This window comes from uncultured Phyllobacterium sp. (assembly GCF_902479695.1).
Lineage (GTDB): Bacteria > Pseudomonadota > Alphaproteobacteria > Rhizobiales > Rhizobiaceae > Phyllobacterium > Phyllobacterium calauticae.
The window spans coordinates 34,673-49,214 of sequence record NZ_CABSQF010000013.1 but is presented as its reverse complement, the minus strand read 5'-3'; the positions used below and the strand labels follow the sequence as shown (position 1 = coordinate 49,214).

General features: G+C 53.3%; 8 protein-coding genes. 3 read left to right on the top strand and 5 right to left on the bottom strand.

Translation table 11 applies throughout. The annotated features are described in order from the left end of the window. Positions 1 to 502: 502 nt before the first annotated feature. Complete coding sequence (locus RDL77_RS10165; RefSeq protein WP_288192726.1) at positions 503 to 3,610, bottom strand: efflux RND transporter permease subunit; 3,108 nt, start codon at positions 3,608 to 3,610, stop codon at positions 503 to 505. Next, positions 3,610 to 4,722 carry an efflux RND transporter periplasmic adaptor subunit gene (locus tag RDL77_RS10160; RefSeq protein WP_288192725.1) on the bottom strand — a complete coding sequence of 371 codons (1,113 nt, stop codon included), beginning with the start codon at positions 4,720 to 4,722 and terminating at the stop codon, positions 3,610 to 3,612. Before RDL77_RS10160 ends, RDL77_RS10165 begins: the two co-directional genes overlap by 1 nt. A gap of 98 nt (positions 4,723 to 4,820) precedes the next feature. On the opposite strand from RDL77_RS10160, the gene RDL77_RS10155 reads away from it, so the two are divergent. Both RDL77_RS10155 and RDL77_RS10150 read left to right on the top strand, forming a co-directional pair. Continuing rightward, positions 4,821 to 5,414 (top strand): TetR/AcrR family transcriptional regulator, encoded by a 594-nt coding sequence (locus RDL77_RS10155; RefSeq protein WP_288192724.1) that lies wholly within the window; start codon positions 4,821 to 4,823, stop codon positions 5,412 to 5,414. Positions 5,415 to 5,549: 135 nt separating this feature from the next. Then, positions 5,550 to 6,365 carry an oxidoreductase gene (locus RDL77_RS10150; RefSeq protein WP_288192723.1) on the top strand — a complete coding sequence of 272 codons (816 nt, stop codon included), beginning with the start codon at positions 5,550 to 5,552 and terminating at the stop codon, positions 6,363 to 6,365. 847 nt (positions 6,366 to 7,212) lie between these two features. Here the strand turns inward: RDL77_RS10150 and RDL77_RS10145 are convergent. Next, on the bottom strand, positions 7,213 to 7,932 hold the full coding sequence (locus tag RDL77_RS10145; protein ID WP_288192722.1) for a toll/interleukin-1 receptor domain-containing protein: 720 nt from the start codon (positions 7,930 to 7,932) through the stop codon (positions 7,213 to 7,215). 302 nt (positions 7,933 to 8,234) lie between these two features. Here RDL77_RS10145 and RDL77_RS10140 point away from each other — a divergent pair, with 302 nt between their 5' ends. Next, positions 8,235 to 11,876 carry an ATP-binding protein gene (locus tag RDL77_RS10140; RefSeq protein ID WP_288192721.1) on the top strand — a complete coding sequence of 1,214 codons (3,642 nt, stop codon included), beginning with the start codon at positions 8,235 to 8,237 and terminating at the stop codon, positions 11,874 to 11,876. Between the two features lie 335 nt (positions 11,877 to 12,211). Here RDL77_RS10140 and RDL77_RS10135 read toward each other — a convergent pair whose 3' ends face one another. Beyond that, positions 12,212 to 13,225 (bottom strand): hypothetical protein, encoded by a 1,014-nt coding sequence (locus tag RDL77_RS10135; protein WP_288192720.1) that lies wholly within the window; start codon positions 13,223 to 13,225, stop codon positions 12,212 to 12,214. 386 nt (positions 13,226 to 13,611) lie between these two features. Then, on the bottom strand, positions 13,612 to 14,277 hold the full coding sequence (locus tag RDL77_RS10130; RefSeq protein ID WP_288192719.1) for a hypothetical protein: 666 nt from the start codon (positions 14,275 to 14,277) through the stop codon (positions 13,612 to 13,614). Positions 14,278 to 14,542 lie beyond the last annotated feature (265 nt).

Below are 14,542 nucleotides of genomic sequence, written 5' to 3'. Positions count from 1 at the left end.
ATAAAAAATTGAAATTACTTGTAAATTAATTCTGGCGGCGAGAAAACTCCGGCACCCGGCACGTCAAAATGCTACGATTTCGGAAAATCGCCGTGAAAAAAGGTTTCGTCAACTATCGGGACCAATTGGACGATTTTTACATCTCTCGACATTAGTGACGCGCACGAATTAGCCTCTAAAGTACCGTCATAAAATCATATCAATCACTCTTCGCGAACGCAAATAGCGTTTTCTGCCATGGTGGTGAGGAACCAACTTTTCGGGCAAATGCACGGGCAGCCCAACATCTGATCCCAGTTTGATCACGCCAGACCGGCCATTTGCATGATACAATCGCCACGTTGAACGATGACGAGGTACCACAAGCACACAATGATCCCATCATTGATCGGGTACTTCCTAGACCCCTCCGATTTTGCTGGAGCTCCGTTTCTCTTGCGCACACCGGCAGGCATGAGAAAACCACTTAAAAACCGGAGAGATCTTTTGCATACGAAGTACCCTACTCAGCAGCCAGTGCCGTCAGTTGCGCCAGTTCTTTCGCTTCTCCGTGGTGGTCATCTTTAGTTGGCTTGATCCGGAACCACACCGCGTACAGAGCTGGAAGGAAGAGCAGGATCATCACGGTACCCGCCGCCGTTCCGCCAATCAACGTATAGGCCATCGATCCCCAGAACACCGAATGAGTTAAGGGTATGAAGGCGAGAATGGCAGCCAGTGCAGTCAGGATGACAGGGCGCGTCCGCTGCACCGTCGCTTCAATAACGGCGTGATAGTCATCGAGACCGGCAGCTTGATTTTCCTTGATTTGTTCTGTCAAGATCAACGTGTTGCGCATGAGGATACCTGCCAATCCTATCAACCCGAGAATGGCGTTAAAGCCGAAAGGCTGATTGAAGAGAAGCAACGTCGGGACCACCCCGGCAAGTCCGAGTGGCGCAGTCAACATGACCATCGTCATCGTTGACAGGCTGCGAACCTGGAGGATGATGACGATCAACATCGCTGCAATCATGGCCGGGAATATCTTGACGAGTGCGACATTGGCCTTGAGGGATTCCTCGATGTTACCGCCCATTTCGATGCGGTACCCGACAGGAAGCGATGCGATCAGTGGCTGAAGGGCCTTCATGACCTGCTGTGAGACCTCCGGGGGTTGTGTCGCCTCGTTGATGTCAGAGCGTACCGTAATCACCGGCGTGCGGTCGCGGCGTTTCAGGATCGGCTCCTCAAACCGGATCTCGGAATGGCCGATCTGATCAAGGGGGACCTGATGGCCATTCCTGCTCATGAGCGAGAAATCGCCCAGCCTTGAAGGATCAAGCCGGTTGTCACCTGCGCTACGCGCGACAACAGGAACATTTCGGATGTTGTCGCGCACTTGGGTAACTGGGATGCCGCTGAGCAACAACTGCATCTGCTGGGCTGCCTCAGAGGGTGAGAGACCGATCAGATTGAGCCGATCCTGGTCGGGGACAAACCGCAGCACCGGAGTTCGGTTGCCCCAATCCCGGTTGGGCTGTCGGACATCTGGAACACTTTTCATGATAGCAAGAGCCTGCTCGGAGATTTTGTAAAGTTCATCCGGATCCGGTCCCATGATCCGAAACTCGACCGGAAACGGCGTGTAGGGGCCAAAGACAAGCTGTGTTACGCGCACAGATGCCTCAGGAACAAGCCCGTCCGAAACGGCGGCTCGCAGGCGGTGCTTCAAAGCCTCGCGTGCGTGCGCGTCGGGGGTGAGCACAACGACCTTGGCGAAGGCAGGGTCGGGCAATTCGGGTGCCATGGCAAAGAAGAAGCGGGGCGCACCCTGCCCTACATAGCTGGTGACGATTTTTGCTTCCGGCTGAGCTTGCAGCCAGTCCTCGACTTTCTCCACTGCGGCTGTCGTGGTTTCGATGCTTGTGCCTTCGGGCATGCGAACTTCGACCAGCACTTCAGGCCGATCCGATGTCGGAAAGAACTGCTGTTTTACGCCTCCCATCCCGACGACTGAGACAGCCATCGCGATGCCAACCACTGCACACGTCATGAATTTATGCCGAACCGCGAACTCGATGAGGGAGCGAAGGCGACGGTAGTTCGGCGTATCATAGATGGCGTGATGTCCACCCTCGACCGGTTTGATATCAGGTAACATCTTAACGCCGAGGTAAGGGGTAAAGATGACTGCAACAAACCACGAAACGATCAGCGCAAAGCCCACGACCCAGAAGATGTTTCCGGCGTATTCACCGGCAGTCGATCTTGCGAAGCCCACGGGCATCAGCCCGATGATTGTGACGAGGGTGCCGGACAGCATCGGCGCTGCCGTATGGCTCCAGGCAAAAGCGGCCGCCTTGATGCGGTCCATGCCCTCCTCCATCTTCACCACCATCACCTCAATGGCAATGATGGCGTCGTCCACGAGAAGGCCAAGCGCAAGGATTAACGCGCCGAGCGTGATACGATCGAAGAATCGGCCGGTTTCCAGCATGATGAGGAAGACGACGGCGAGCGTCAGCGGTACAGCAAGCGCAACAACGATGCCGACGCGCCAGCCGAGGGCAACCAGGCTCACGAATAGCACGACGCCAAGCGCCATTGCGAACTTGAGCATGAATTCGCCAACCGCCCCGTCGATGTTAACAGCCTGATCGCTGACTTTGGTGAGCGTCATGCCCAGCGGCAGTCTCTGCGTGATTGCGGCGGATCGCGCTTCAAGCGCCTTGCCGAGCTCAAGACCATTCCAGCCCTGTTGCATCACGGCACCCAGCATGATTGCGGGCTCGCCCTCATGGCGGATGATGTAGGTCGCCGGATCTTCATACCCGCGCCGAATATCCGCCAAGTCGGAAAGTTTTAGAGTGCGTCCAGCCGCGGCGATCGGCGTGTCGGCAATTGCCTGCACGTTGTTATAGGCTCCGTCGAAACGGATGAAGACCTGCGGCCCACGCGTGTCGATCGAGCCCGCGGGTGTAACCGTGTTCTGTCTTTGCAATGCTGCGGCGATATCCTGCGCCGATATTCCAAGCGTCGCCAGCTTGGCGTAGGAGAACTCGACGAAGATCTGTTCGGGGCGTTCCCCGAGGATGTTGATTTTCTTCACACCCGGAACATGCAGGAGATCCTGACGGATGACCTCCGCCTGTCGCACGAGGTCGCGCATCGGCATCCCCATTGCCTTCAGTGCATAAAGACCGAAGCTCACATCGGAATATTCATCGTTGACGAAGGGACCAATGACGCCTGGAGGGAGATTTCGGGCTTCATCGCTAAGCTTCTTGCGAGCCTGATAGAACTCGTCTTCGACGGCGGCGGGCGGCATGCTATCTTTCAAGGTCACGGTGAGGAAGGCGTAGCCAGGGCGCGTTGTCGTTTCGACACGATCATACCATGAGAGTTCCTGAATGCGCTTCTCAAGGGGCTCAGCGACAAGATCCTGCATTTCACGCGCAGTGGCACCTGGCCAGACTGAAGTGACCGTCAGGGTCTTGATGGTGAAGGAGGGATCCTCGGCGCGTCCCAGCTTGACGAAGGCGTATACGCCTGCAGCCGCCAACAAAACGATGAAGAATAAGGTAACGGCGCGTTCGCGAACCGCGATGGCGGAAAGATTGAAGTTCATCACTTTGTCACCTCTTGCTGCGAGGCGACCCTGACGGTAGCACCATTCTCAAGGAGATGAGCGCCGAGTGCGACGACTCGCTGGCCAACATCTATGCCAGTGACAAACGCGGTTTCTTCGCCGATCCGTTTCACTTCAATCGGTGTGAATTTCACGGCAGAGGACTGTCCATCGATCACCCATACGCCTGTGCGGCTGCCGTCATCCAGGATAGCGCCGACGGGTATAGCGACTTCCGACCTCCGATCCGTATCCATGATTCTAATTGTGACAGTCGAACCAAGCGGCGCCGAGGCCGCATCGCCGTCGAGGACATAACGGGCCTCGTAGGTTCGGGTTTGTGGGTCCGCTGAATCGGATATCTGTCTCAACCTGGCTTTTCCGTTGAGCCCGCTGTCACCATAGACACTGGCCTGCGCTTCGGATCCTATGTCGGGCCGCAAAGTCTCAGGCAGCCAGACAACGGCTTCACGAGGACCTGCCTTTGCAAGTTGTACAACCGTCTGGCCCGCTGCCACGACCTGTCCGGGGTCTCCAAGCGTTGCGACGACTGTTCCATCCGAATCTGCAAGAAGAACCGTATAGGTGGCTGCATTTTCTGCGACCTTCGTGTCAGCCTCAGCCGCGGCCAGCTGGGCCGAGGCCGTGTCGAGGGCCGCTTTCGCCTGTTCATAACGCTGTGGAGTGGCAGCCAATCCATTCTTCACCAGCGCCGCATAGCGTTTCTCATCTGCCTGTACCTGGATCAGGACAGCCTGTGCTGCAATGACCGTATTGCGCTTCGCTGTAAGCGCGAGTTGGAGGTCGGTTTCATCGATGCGCATCAGGACCTGGCCTTGTCTCACCTGCTGACCCACATCGACCATTCGCTGGACGATCTTACCCGGAACCCGGAACCCGAGATTGCTCTGTACACGGGAAGCGACATTTCCGGTAAACGACCGTTCGGCCGTTCCAGCCTTTTTCGCCTCGGCCACACTTACGAGCGGCGTAACCGTCCTCGGATCTGTGGCTTCGGCTTTCCATTCAGCGGTTTCGGAAACCAGGTAAAAGCCGGCGGCGGCCGCCACTCCCAGCAAACCCACAAAAGTCAGGACGTATTTGCGTTTCATTTAACATTCTCTACTTGACGAGCGATCTGCACAAATTAGATTGCGATCTAAATCTATTTATGTTATAGATGTCAAATGAAATCTAATCGGAGATTGACATGAGAGTGAGCCGCGCACAGGCCGAAGAAAATCGGGAAACTGTAATCAATGTTGCGAGCCGTCTCTTTCGAGAGCATGGCTTCGATGGTATCGGCCTGAAGGATCTGATGAAGGGTGCTGGCCTAACGCAAGGCGGGTTCTATAAGCAGTTCTCGTCCAAGGACGACCTCGCCGCACTTGCGTCAAGGCGCGCGATGGAAAGCGCCACACGGAGATGGTCGACTGCTGTAGCAACAAGCTCCAATCCCCTCGAAGCAGTGATGGAGTTCTACCTCTCCCCGGATCATCGTGGGGAAACGGCAGACGGCTGCCCATTGGTGGCGTTGGGAGCCGACGCGGCGCGGCAAAGCGAAGAGGTCAGGCGTCCATTTGAGGATGGTATCCGCGCTCACTTTGAGGTGCTGGATGAGCTGATGAACCATGCCAAGAGCTCCAATCCCAGCGGCAAGGCAATGGCGATACTGTCTCTGATGGTGGGCGCCGTCACGCTATCCCGCATCATGCAGGACGAGAATTTGTCGCAAGGCATCCTCGACGCAGCCACTGGCGAAGTCAGGCGCATTGCAAGCGATGCAGATGGGCGAACGAACTGACCGGCGCGAGCACCGGACGAACCGGTGATTGAAGACTGTCTTTAACCGTTCCTGTTTTTCCCAACACCTGACCACGGCCGGCAAGCCAACCGACATTTTGAAACGCAATCCAGCATAAAGAAAGAAGTAATTTCCATGAACAAGACCAATCTTGGCGTCGCCCTCGTGACGGGGGCATCCACCGGCATCGGGCAGGCAACTGCCGCGGCCCTACAGAACGCGGGCTTTCGTGTGTTCGGAACCAGCCGTCGTGCCGTCGCCCAGAGGAGCGACGGCGTTACCATGCTGACTTGCGACGTGGCCGACGATACATCCGTGGCGAAACTGGTGGATGACGTGCTGGCCGAGGCCGGGCGCATTGATCTGCTTGTCAATAATGCTGGCATGGGTCTGCTTGGTGGCGCGGAGGAATCCTCAATAGCCCAGGCCCAGGCCCTGTTCGACGTGAACGTCTTCGGCGTTTTCCGCGTGACCAACGCGGTGTTGCCGGCAATGCGACGCCAGAGAAAGGGCAGAATCGTTAATTTGAGTTCGGTACAGGGGTTCATCCCTGCTCCGTATTTCGCGCTTTACTCATCGACCAAACATGCCATCGAGGGTTATTCCGAATCGCTCGATCACGAATTACGCTCGTTCGGCATTCGCGTTTCGTTAGTGGAGCCTGCCTATACCCGTACGTCATTCGAGGCCAATCTCGCCGCCCCCGATCAGTTGCTTGATATCTATAACTCTGCGCGGGCTGATATGACTATAACCGTTCGGAAATCGATGGAAAAAGGCGACGCGTGCGAAGTAGTAGCCAAGACCATTTTGGCGGCTGCGACAGATCCCGCTCCGAAGAGGCGCTATGCGGCCGGAAAAATGGCACGCCAGGTCAGTTTTCTGCGCCGTTTCGTCCCCGCATTCGCATTTGACAAGAGCCTGCGAAAGCAGCTGGGGCTGCCGGTCTAATGTCGACATCGACAACATCCTGATAAGGTAGGCGTTGTGAGCGCATTTCAGGAGCAGATACGTTTGGCGAAACGACATCCCTGAAGATCGGGATCATCGGCGCCGGAAATATTGACGCCGGGTTGGTGCGAAAGCTTGGTGGCCGGCCATGAGGTCGCGCTTGCCAATTCGACGGGTCCAGACACTGTCCGCAATCTTGCCCGTGATGTCGGTGCTACAACTGCTTCGAAGTAGGAGGCCGTGCAGGGCGTCGTAGGGATCGTTTTTTCGATCACCGTACGCGCAACCGTACTCTGATCTCGCCAGCCTCTTCAACGACGCACGGGCGGCATTTGGCTGGATCAACAGCCATCTACGAGTTCCGAATCCGTAGCGTCGGCTTCGGCATTCCAGATCCGCCGAAATCAGCCGAAAGGATCGCCGCCTGAAAGAGGCGGACATTCTTAAAGGGGTAGCCCTCGACCATCTGAAGTTTGGCGGGGGCGCGCGGTTATACAATATCAAAAATTAACAGAAAAAGATCGATTGTACGCGCCGCAGACGCCTTGGAATTCTTCCTTTGTAAATGCCGATAACACGCGATTTTCAAACACTTTCGATTGTAGCGTGAATGTCTACAATCCACGTCGGCACTTCGTACCACACCAATAGGAATCCAAACAAACGACTGCTTCGCGCCCCAAATCAGTCGTTCAGACCGCCTCTCGGTTTTCCTGAATGCTGACGGTCTGGTTCCGGGGGATAATCGGTGATAGCTGCCGTTTGCAGAGCCATTGTTGTACCCGCTTCGCGCCATTATCGAACATTGATGCTCAAAAAAGATTTCGCAATTTAAACCCTATGGCCACTAGGTAGCGACCAGTTCGGCGATTTTTTTCGCGACTTCCTCCATCGACTCTTCCGCTGTGTTTAGCCCGGCTCGGGAGGCTAGCAAGAGGCTGACCTGCTCAAGCTCGTCATATGTCGTTCCGTGAACAACCGGGACGAGCCGCTCACGGCGGAGGAGAGCCGAAAGCTCTTTATCTGCGATGCCTTCCATCGGAAGACGGCGCAACATAGCCGGGGTTACCAAAACAATACCGACGCGCGAATTCACCAAGCCCTTATCGATTGCCCGCATCATCGGCACCCCAAGACCAAGATCCTTCTCACTGAACCACACCCGAACGCCTCTCGCTTCGAGCAGATCATGAAGTTCCTTGGCTGACCCTTGCCTGTCATCCCATGCATGACAGAGGAACACATCTCGGAGATCTGGCTGTGACGCCGCTAGGCTCTCAACATTTTCACGAACCGGCGTAAGCGCCTGTACTTGTTCCGGTGTGTACCACGCTGATGAACCGCCCCCCGACCAACGGGGCTTCAACGTACGGCGACCCGACCCGCCGCCACTGCTTCGACCGCTGCTAAGTCCAGAGGAAGACGAGGTGGTTGAGTATGAACGCGATGAGTATGATCCGGAGTCGTAGCGACTGTAGCCGCCGTATCGCGACCGGCTAGAGCACGCAGGACAGGACGCCGCGCCGCCGCCCGTATGCCCGCGAACCGGTGCAGTACATTTCGCCATTTACACTTTCCCTATCGCTTGTTCATACGGTGAACGTCAGAATTGGAATTCATAGTACTCGATTCGAGTAGTTGAGGTAGCTGAAATTCGAATCCAGAAAGCTTAACGTGTAAAAGGTCGCGACGAAGACTTTTGCATCGGTGAATGTTCACAATGGGGTCGTAAGCTGCCGATCATTGAGACTATTACCTATGGCTACTTCCCTCTACGATTCCGGATGAAGAGTTATTGGAGATGAAAAGTAGTTTTTTCCGGCTCCTCAGAGATATTTATCGTTTGGACTTGTGATAGATAGGTTACTTATGGGCGAACGTATTGCGACATTAACAAATTGGCTGGGTGGCTGGTTCACTCGTTTCGGCGCCTTCTTGGAAGGTATTGGTCGACCCGCCGTCACAAAAGCTAAATTTGTAAATCTTGCACCGACCGACCAAGCTGACAAGGACGGTGTATATTCCGAAGCGTTGCTCTTCGCCACGACAGACCCGAAAGTGAACAATATAGCGCTGACGGGGCCTTATGGTTCAGGAAAAAGCAGCATCATCCAATCGTTCCTGAAAAGATACCGAAGACCTCCACTTCACATATCTCTCGCGGCGTTCGTGAAAGAAGCCAGCCCGCCAAGCGACAAAGAAGCTAGCACCCCAAGTCTCAAAGTGAGCCGGCAGGAGATTGAAAGAAGCATACTGCAGCAAATGCTGTACGGTGCAGATGCCAACAAACTTCCACTGTCGCGATTTAAGCGAATTCAATCCCCTGGCGTCTTGTCGATCTTCAAATCGCTTTACATCATGTTCGGCTTACTCTCGCTCTGGTACGTATTCACAAAGCGGGAACCGATAATCAGCGGCACCTTTTTCGATCCACTCGCATTCAGCAATTGGCCTAATTTCGGAGTCTTCGGGTTTTCGTTGCTTTTTTTGTGGGTTTCGCTGCACAACTTTTATGTCGCCAGCTTTGGGCTGTCACTCAAAAGCGTCTCTCTAAAAGACATAGAAATAAGGCCCGCATCAGACAATCTAGATTCAATACTTAACCGTCACTTGGATGAAATTATCTACTTCTTCCAGTCAACAGATTATGATCTCGTAATCATTGAGGATCTGGACCGATTTGAAGATGCCGAAATATTCGTGACATTGCGTGAGATCAACAGTTTGGTGAATGCGAACGCGGGAGTCAGGCGAACTATTAGATTTCTTTACGCTCTCCGCGACGACGTATTTGTTAATACAGACCGGACCAAGTTCTTCGAATTCATCATTCCTGTTATTCCCATCATAAACGCTTCGAACTCGATTGATATGGTGCTGGAGCAGGGAAAGAGACTTGAACTCGACGGTCGTCTTGATCGACAGTATCTTCGAGAGGTCTCACGATATCTGAACGACCTAAGACTTATTCAGAATATCTTCAATGAATATGCCATCTACGTCGCCAATTTGGAGACTGACGACGAAAATACCCTCAACGCCAACAAGCTTCTTGCGATCCTGATATATAAGAATGTCTACCCCAGGGATTTCGAACAACTGCACCGAGGCGAAGGCAATCTCGCTGACATTCTGGGTCGCCACGATGAACTTGTTGGCCACGCAGAGGCCGGCTGTAAGGCAGAGATAGCGGAACTAGAACAAAAGATTGATATCGCCGAACGGCAGACGCCTTCTGACCTTAAGGAATTGCGCCAAGTCTACGCAATGGCGCTCATCGAGAAGCTTCCTGCGGACTCAAATAGCATCAGTGTTGAAGGGCAAGCTTGGATCACACTTCCCCAGCTTGTTGGACACGATGCGCTTGAACAGGTAATTGCAGCAAAGCATATTATCTACCGCAATGCCTACAATCACGGAACGCGGATCGATATCTCTACGTTGCAGCACGAAGTGGATAGCCAGAAGACCTACTTGCAGCGCAAGGTAGAGATCGAAAACAAAATTGAGGCCAACAAGAGCGAGAGCTTGCGACGGATTCGTGAGCTTAGAGCGAAGATCGCGACTCTTCGAACAACCAAATTCAATGAACTTGTGCGTTCAGGCGCCGAGCGTGTAACCGATCTTTTCGACGGCTTCGGCGAGAAGGGAGAGCTGGCTCGCTTCTTGATTCTAGAAGGTCATCTTGACGATACGTATTATCAATATACATCGCTGTTTCATTCTGGTCGGCTCTCACCCAATGACAACAAATTTCTGAGACAGGTACGGGCGTTCTATACTCCCGACCCCGGCTTTCAGATTGACAACCCGAATGAGGTCATCGCAGCGATGCGCGAAGCGGACTTCGGGCAAAGCTATGTCCTTAACGTCAAATTGGTTGACTGCTTTCTGAGCGAGGCGACCCGCTACAGCGAGCAGACTCGTAAGCTCTTAGAGTTCATCGCATCCCATTTTGAAGGCTGCGAAGATTTCTTCGAGGCCTATTACGCAACGGGACGCGCTGTCCCCGAATTGCTTTCGCGCCTCACTGACGGATGGAAGCAGTTCGTTCCGACTGCAATCGCCAGCAAGCGCAATCTCTCCCATATCACACAGTTGGTAACCAACCTGCCGGAAAGGGCGCTAGAAACACTAGCACGCGATGGCGACGAGTTCCCTGATTTCGTCGCGGCGAAACTTCCTGAAATTCTGGCGCTTGCACCTGATTTGGCACCCGAACGCCTCGAGCGCATTGGTTTCGAGGTTCGAGACCTCACGGCAATCGGGATGTGCACTGGCATCGTGCGCTTCATGGTAAGACGAGGCCTTTTCGAACTCTCGATTGCCAATCTGGAACATGTCTTTTCCGAAGTTCTGGACGAGACCAATCTCGTAGCGTTTCGCGAGCGTAATTACACTACGCTGCGTTCGCTCACAGATCCCGCCTTGACGGCGAGGGTTGAACGCGACCTTGATCTCTATCTTAGCGACGTGCTCCTCGAGCTTCGTGACAATGCCGAGGAAGATGCCTCAGCCATAACCGATCTCCTAAGCCGGGAGGAACTTGACGAAGACAATCTTCGTGAGTTTCTCGGTCGACAGACGGCTCTCCTGCCAAGGCTGGAGGGTGTTCTGGAGAAATTCCACGCCATGGTATTTGAGCTGCGACGTATCGTGCCGACATGGGAGAATTGTATCTCGTTCATGGCAGGCAGTGGCTTCGCGACGGAAATCCTGGTGGCCTATCTTGATCGGAAAGATGTGCGCGCGACAATTCTGAACCAACGTCTGCCTAACGATCCGGAGATGCTGCTGCTACCCCAATTCCTTGTTAACGCAAATGCGCTGAGCGATGACAGCTACCGGGAATATGTCCGAGCGTTGCCCAATACGTTCAAGAATTTTCCCAAAAGCCTCGACTCTTCGAAGCTCACTACTCTCATAGAGGAGCGCAAAATCACCTTTTCAAAGGAGACCCTTGAAAGCCTAGACGTCAATACAGACTTGCCGATCCTTTTCGTGGCAGAAAACATCGAAGCTTATCTCACCGATCCCGACATGTTCGGTCTCGACGACGTCTTCCGAGAAGGGCTCCTTCAAACCGACATAACAGATGACGATAAGCGCGCGATAATCGACCTAATCGATTTGAGTACGCTGACGGAACTGCCCAAACGAGCGGCACTCATCGGCCCGATTCTTGACCGCACAAACGTTCGTATATCCGGCCTTGATGCGGCTAAAGCGCGGTCACTGATCCTGACTTCAAGGCCCGTTGGGACGCAGATTTCGCTGTTCAACAAGTTTCACTCGACTATGACGATCGAGGAAGCACGCGAAGTGCTTGCGGCGCTTCCAGATCCGTTTTCTGAGATCACGACAGGATATCACACTCCAAGATTGCCAAGATCAGATGAAAATCGTGCATTGGTCCAATGGCTTGAGACTCGCGGAATCATCTCTTCGTGGAGCGAGGGAGGTGGTTGGTTCCTAGGTGATGAGATACGTGTAAATCTCAAAAGGCGATGACAACATGGTAATTATGCAGTCTCCTAATAGACGGCAGGTTTCAATGAGATGCCATAAGATTGGTGGTTTTGGAATTCTTACGGGCGGCTAACCAGGCCGTTGGTTCTCCCAAAAGTCAGTTCACCAGAACCCAATTCCCTAAACCTGACAGTCTGCTTCCGGCCCATCTCGGTCATTGATGGCATTAGTTCAGTTGCCGCAATGACGGGTAGATGATGCCATCCATGACTCATTGGAAATCTCACTTCAAATGTTTTCTCACGTTAAAAGGGATCGAACCAAGAACATGTTGCGAAATGAAAGTATGGTACTGATTAGCCATCAAAGTTTTCAATTTATCTTGCCGGAAAACCCGTCGCCGCGGCGATGATGGTTGTCGCCAACGTTTTCACGTCGACCACGTCTTGCGGATCGGCTGACACGATGGCGCCATGAGCTATCAGGTTTCTCGTCTGTCTCAACTGTTGGAACCTATCAACACATTGCTGGGACAATGACGTTAGAGCATGCTTTTGCAGCCAGGAGAATTGGTGCGCAAGCGCATTACGTTCCTTCTTCGGCAACATCGCGCCGGATATCGAATTGGCGATCAATGGGTACCGCTTCGCGAACTCAGTCTTTGTCAACAGTTCCAACGTAATGAAAAAGAGCAAAAATTGCTTGGTGGGGTCAGTTTCCTTTAGCCCCAGATCGTAAAATCCCGCGACATTCCTGTCCAGGTGGGAAGAGCGTCCCAAGGCGTTGAGTACGGTAGTTCTAACCTCGTCGGCGGCGATCATCATTGAAACGATGGCATAAGCACTCAGGGAAAAGCGCACATCGCGAATTCGCTTCCCATCCCTTGCGACGCCATAGTTGACTGCTTCAACAAAGCGAAAAACCGTTTCTGCAATAGAAAATGCGACCGTCAGGCTGGAAACCACCAAGGGCGCTATGCGCTCCTGTAATTCGTCCAGTTCGGCCCTCGCATCGTCGAAGCCGCCATTGGTCCAGATTTCGTTCCCCTCGTTGCGAAGATGCGTCGCAGTCGTCTTATATTCAGCAGTTGGCCCGATCTTCAAAACCAAATACGGACCGATCATGCTGTGTCTCTTGCGCCATTCCTCCTCATCATCGACGAGCTCGTCGGTAGCAAGAGTACGACAGGCTTCGTTGACGCTCCCACCAATGGCGAGGCTACAAAACTGGCCTTCGAAGATATGGTTCAGCGGACCGACGATTGGCTGATCTGTCTTGAAGCCTTCGATATGATAGATGAGTAACCGGTAAAAAGAGCCACGCAAACTCTCGCTCTCATCAAGCTTGCGATAACCCATGTTTTCCCAGACATGGCTGGACACACTGATCATTTTTCTATCTTTCTCGATGCTTGATGATGCCAGATTCCGTGGGTCGGTCTATGCCGAAGACAGCTCACGCCATTTCGCGATCATCTACCAAAACGAGGGAGCTGGTTTTGACACAGGTGTCGTACTGTATCTAATCAGATTCATCCTCAATTTCTGTGGTTAACAGAGTGCTAGCACCGCGATTGCCATCTTCGGGGATGCGAACGCAATTGAAATGGTCACCCGGCCCAAGGATCAAAGTTCTGAATATCACCCTTCAAGATGAAGAAAACTGGGTTGTTTCACTGATTCTTTCCAAACTATCAGACGATCACGCCAATGATTGCCGATGGTCGACGTCTTGAATGGTGTTGGCTTTTCCGCAGATCGATTAAACCCGACCATGTCTACGCTGGGGGCCCGTAATCTTGCATTGGCTTATATAAAGCGGCGAAAAAAGCATCGGCAAGCTCGGGCACGAGTCTAATCGGAAGCCCCTTTACAGATCCGACAATGCTTTTGCCCTCAAAGAGCGCCCGACTTGGCAACTTCCGAGCTACCGCTTGAAAGGAAGCAAACATCGTACGGACGAGGTGAGTGCCTCGATCACCCTGAACGTGTGCTTCGTGAGCAGGATCAACCGAGATGCAGTCCCACTGGAGCTCGGCGTATTTTCTCTTGCGCACAACATAAATGAAGGGAATATCCCGCCGTTGGCACTTGTGAAACCAGAAGTTCTGCTTCCCCCTGTCATTCGCCTCAATGTCGACCCACGTACGGTCGGGCAAATTTCTTAAGCCGTCGTCATCGAAAAGGACCGCATTTTCCGTCAGTGGATAGCCAAGCTGTAGAAGTCTGGTGACAAACCGGTCCTGATCAAAATCGGCGAGAAATGGTCTGAATTCTGGCACATTGCGGGTTTTCGAAGGCAAGGCAGCCTGCGTTGCGAAGCCGAGACCGTACGCGAGTGCCTCAGTAATATGCGCTGACCGGACCGCTTGTGCCAAGCATGTCCGCTTGGCAATGGCCTTCAGAGCGTCAAGATTGTCTACGGAAAGCAGTATGGGAGTCATGGTGGTTTCCTCACTGGACCGCCTGTCGCCAATTACAAGGCGATCCCAAGAACCGCTTCACCATGATTGATTTTTTCGCTCCAATTTGACCTAGCGACAAGTCAGGAAGGAATCACCTGTAAGGAGTTTACCTCGGCACGAAATGTCACTCAAGCAAGATTCCTATTCCTGTCCGCCCTGAAGTTGCTCGGAATAGGAAGCGCGCTAGAGCAGATTCAAAGGTCGGAAATCTCAATTGAAATGCGCCTTTCTCGGTTCAAAGGCT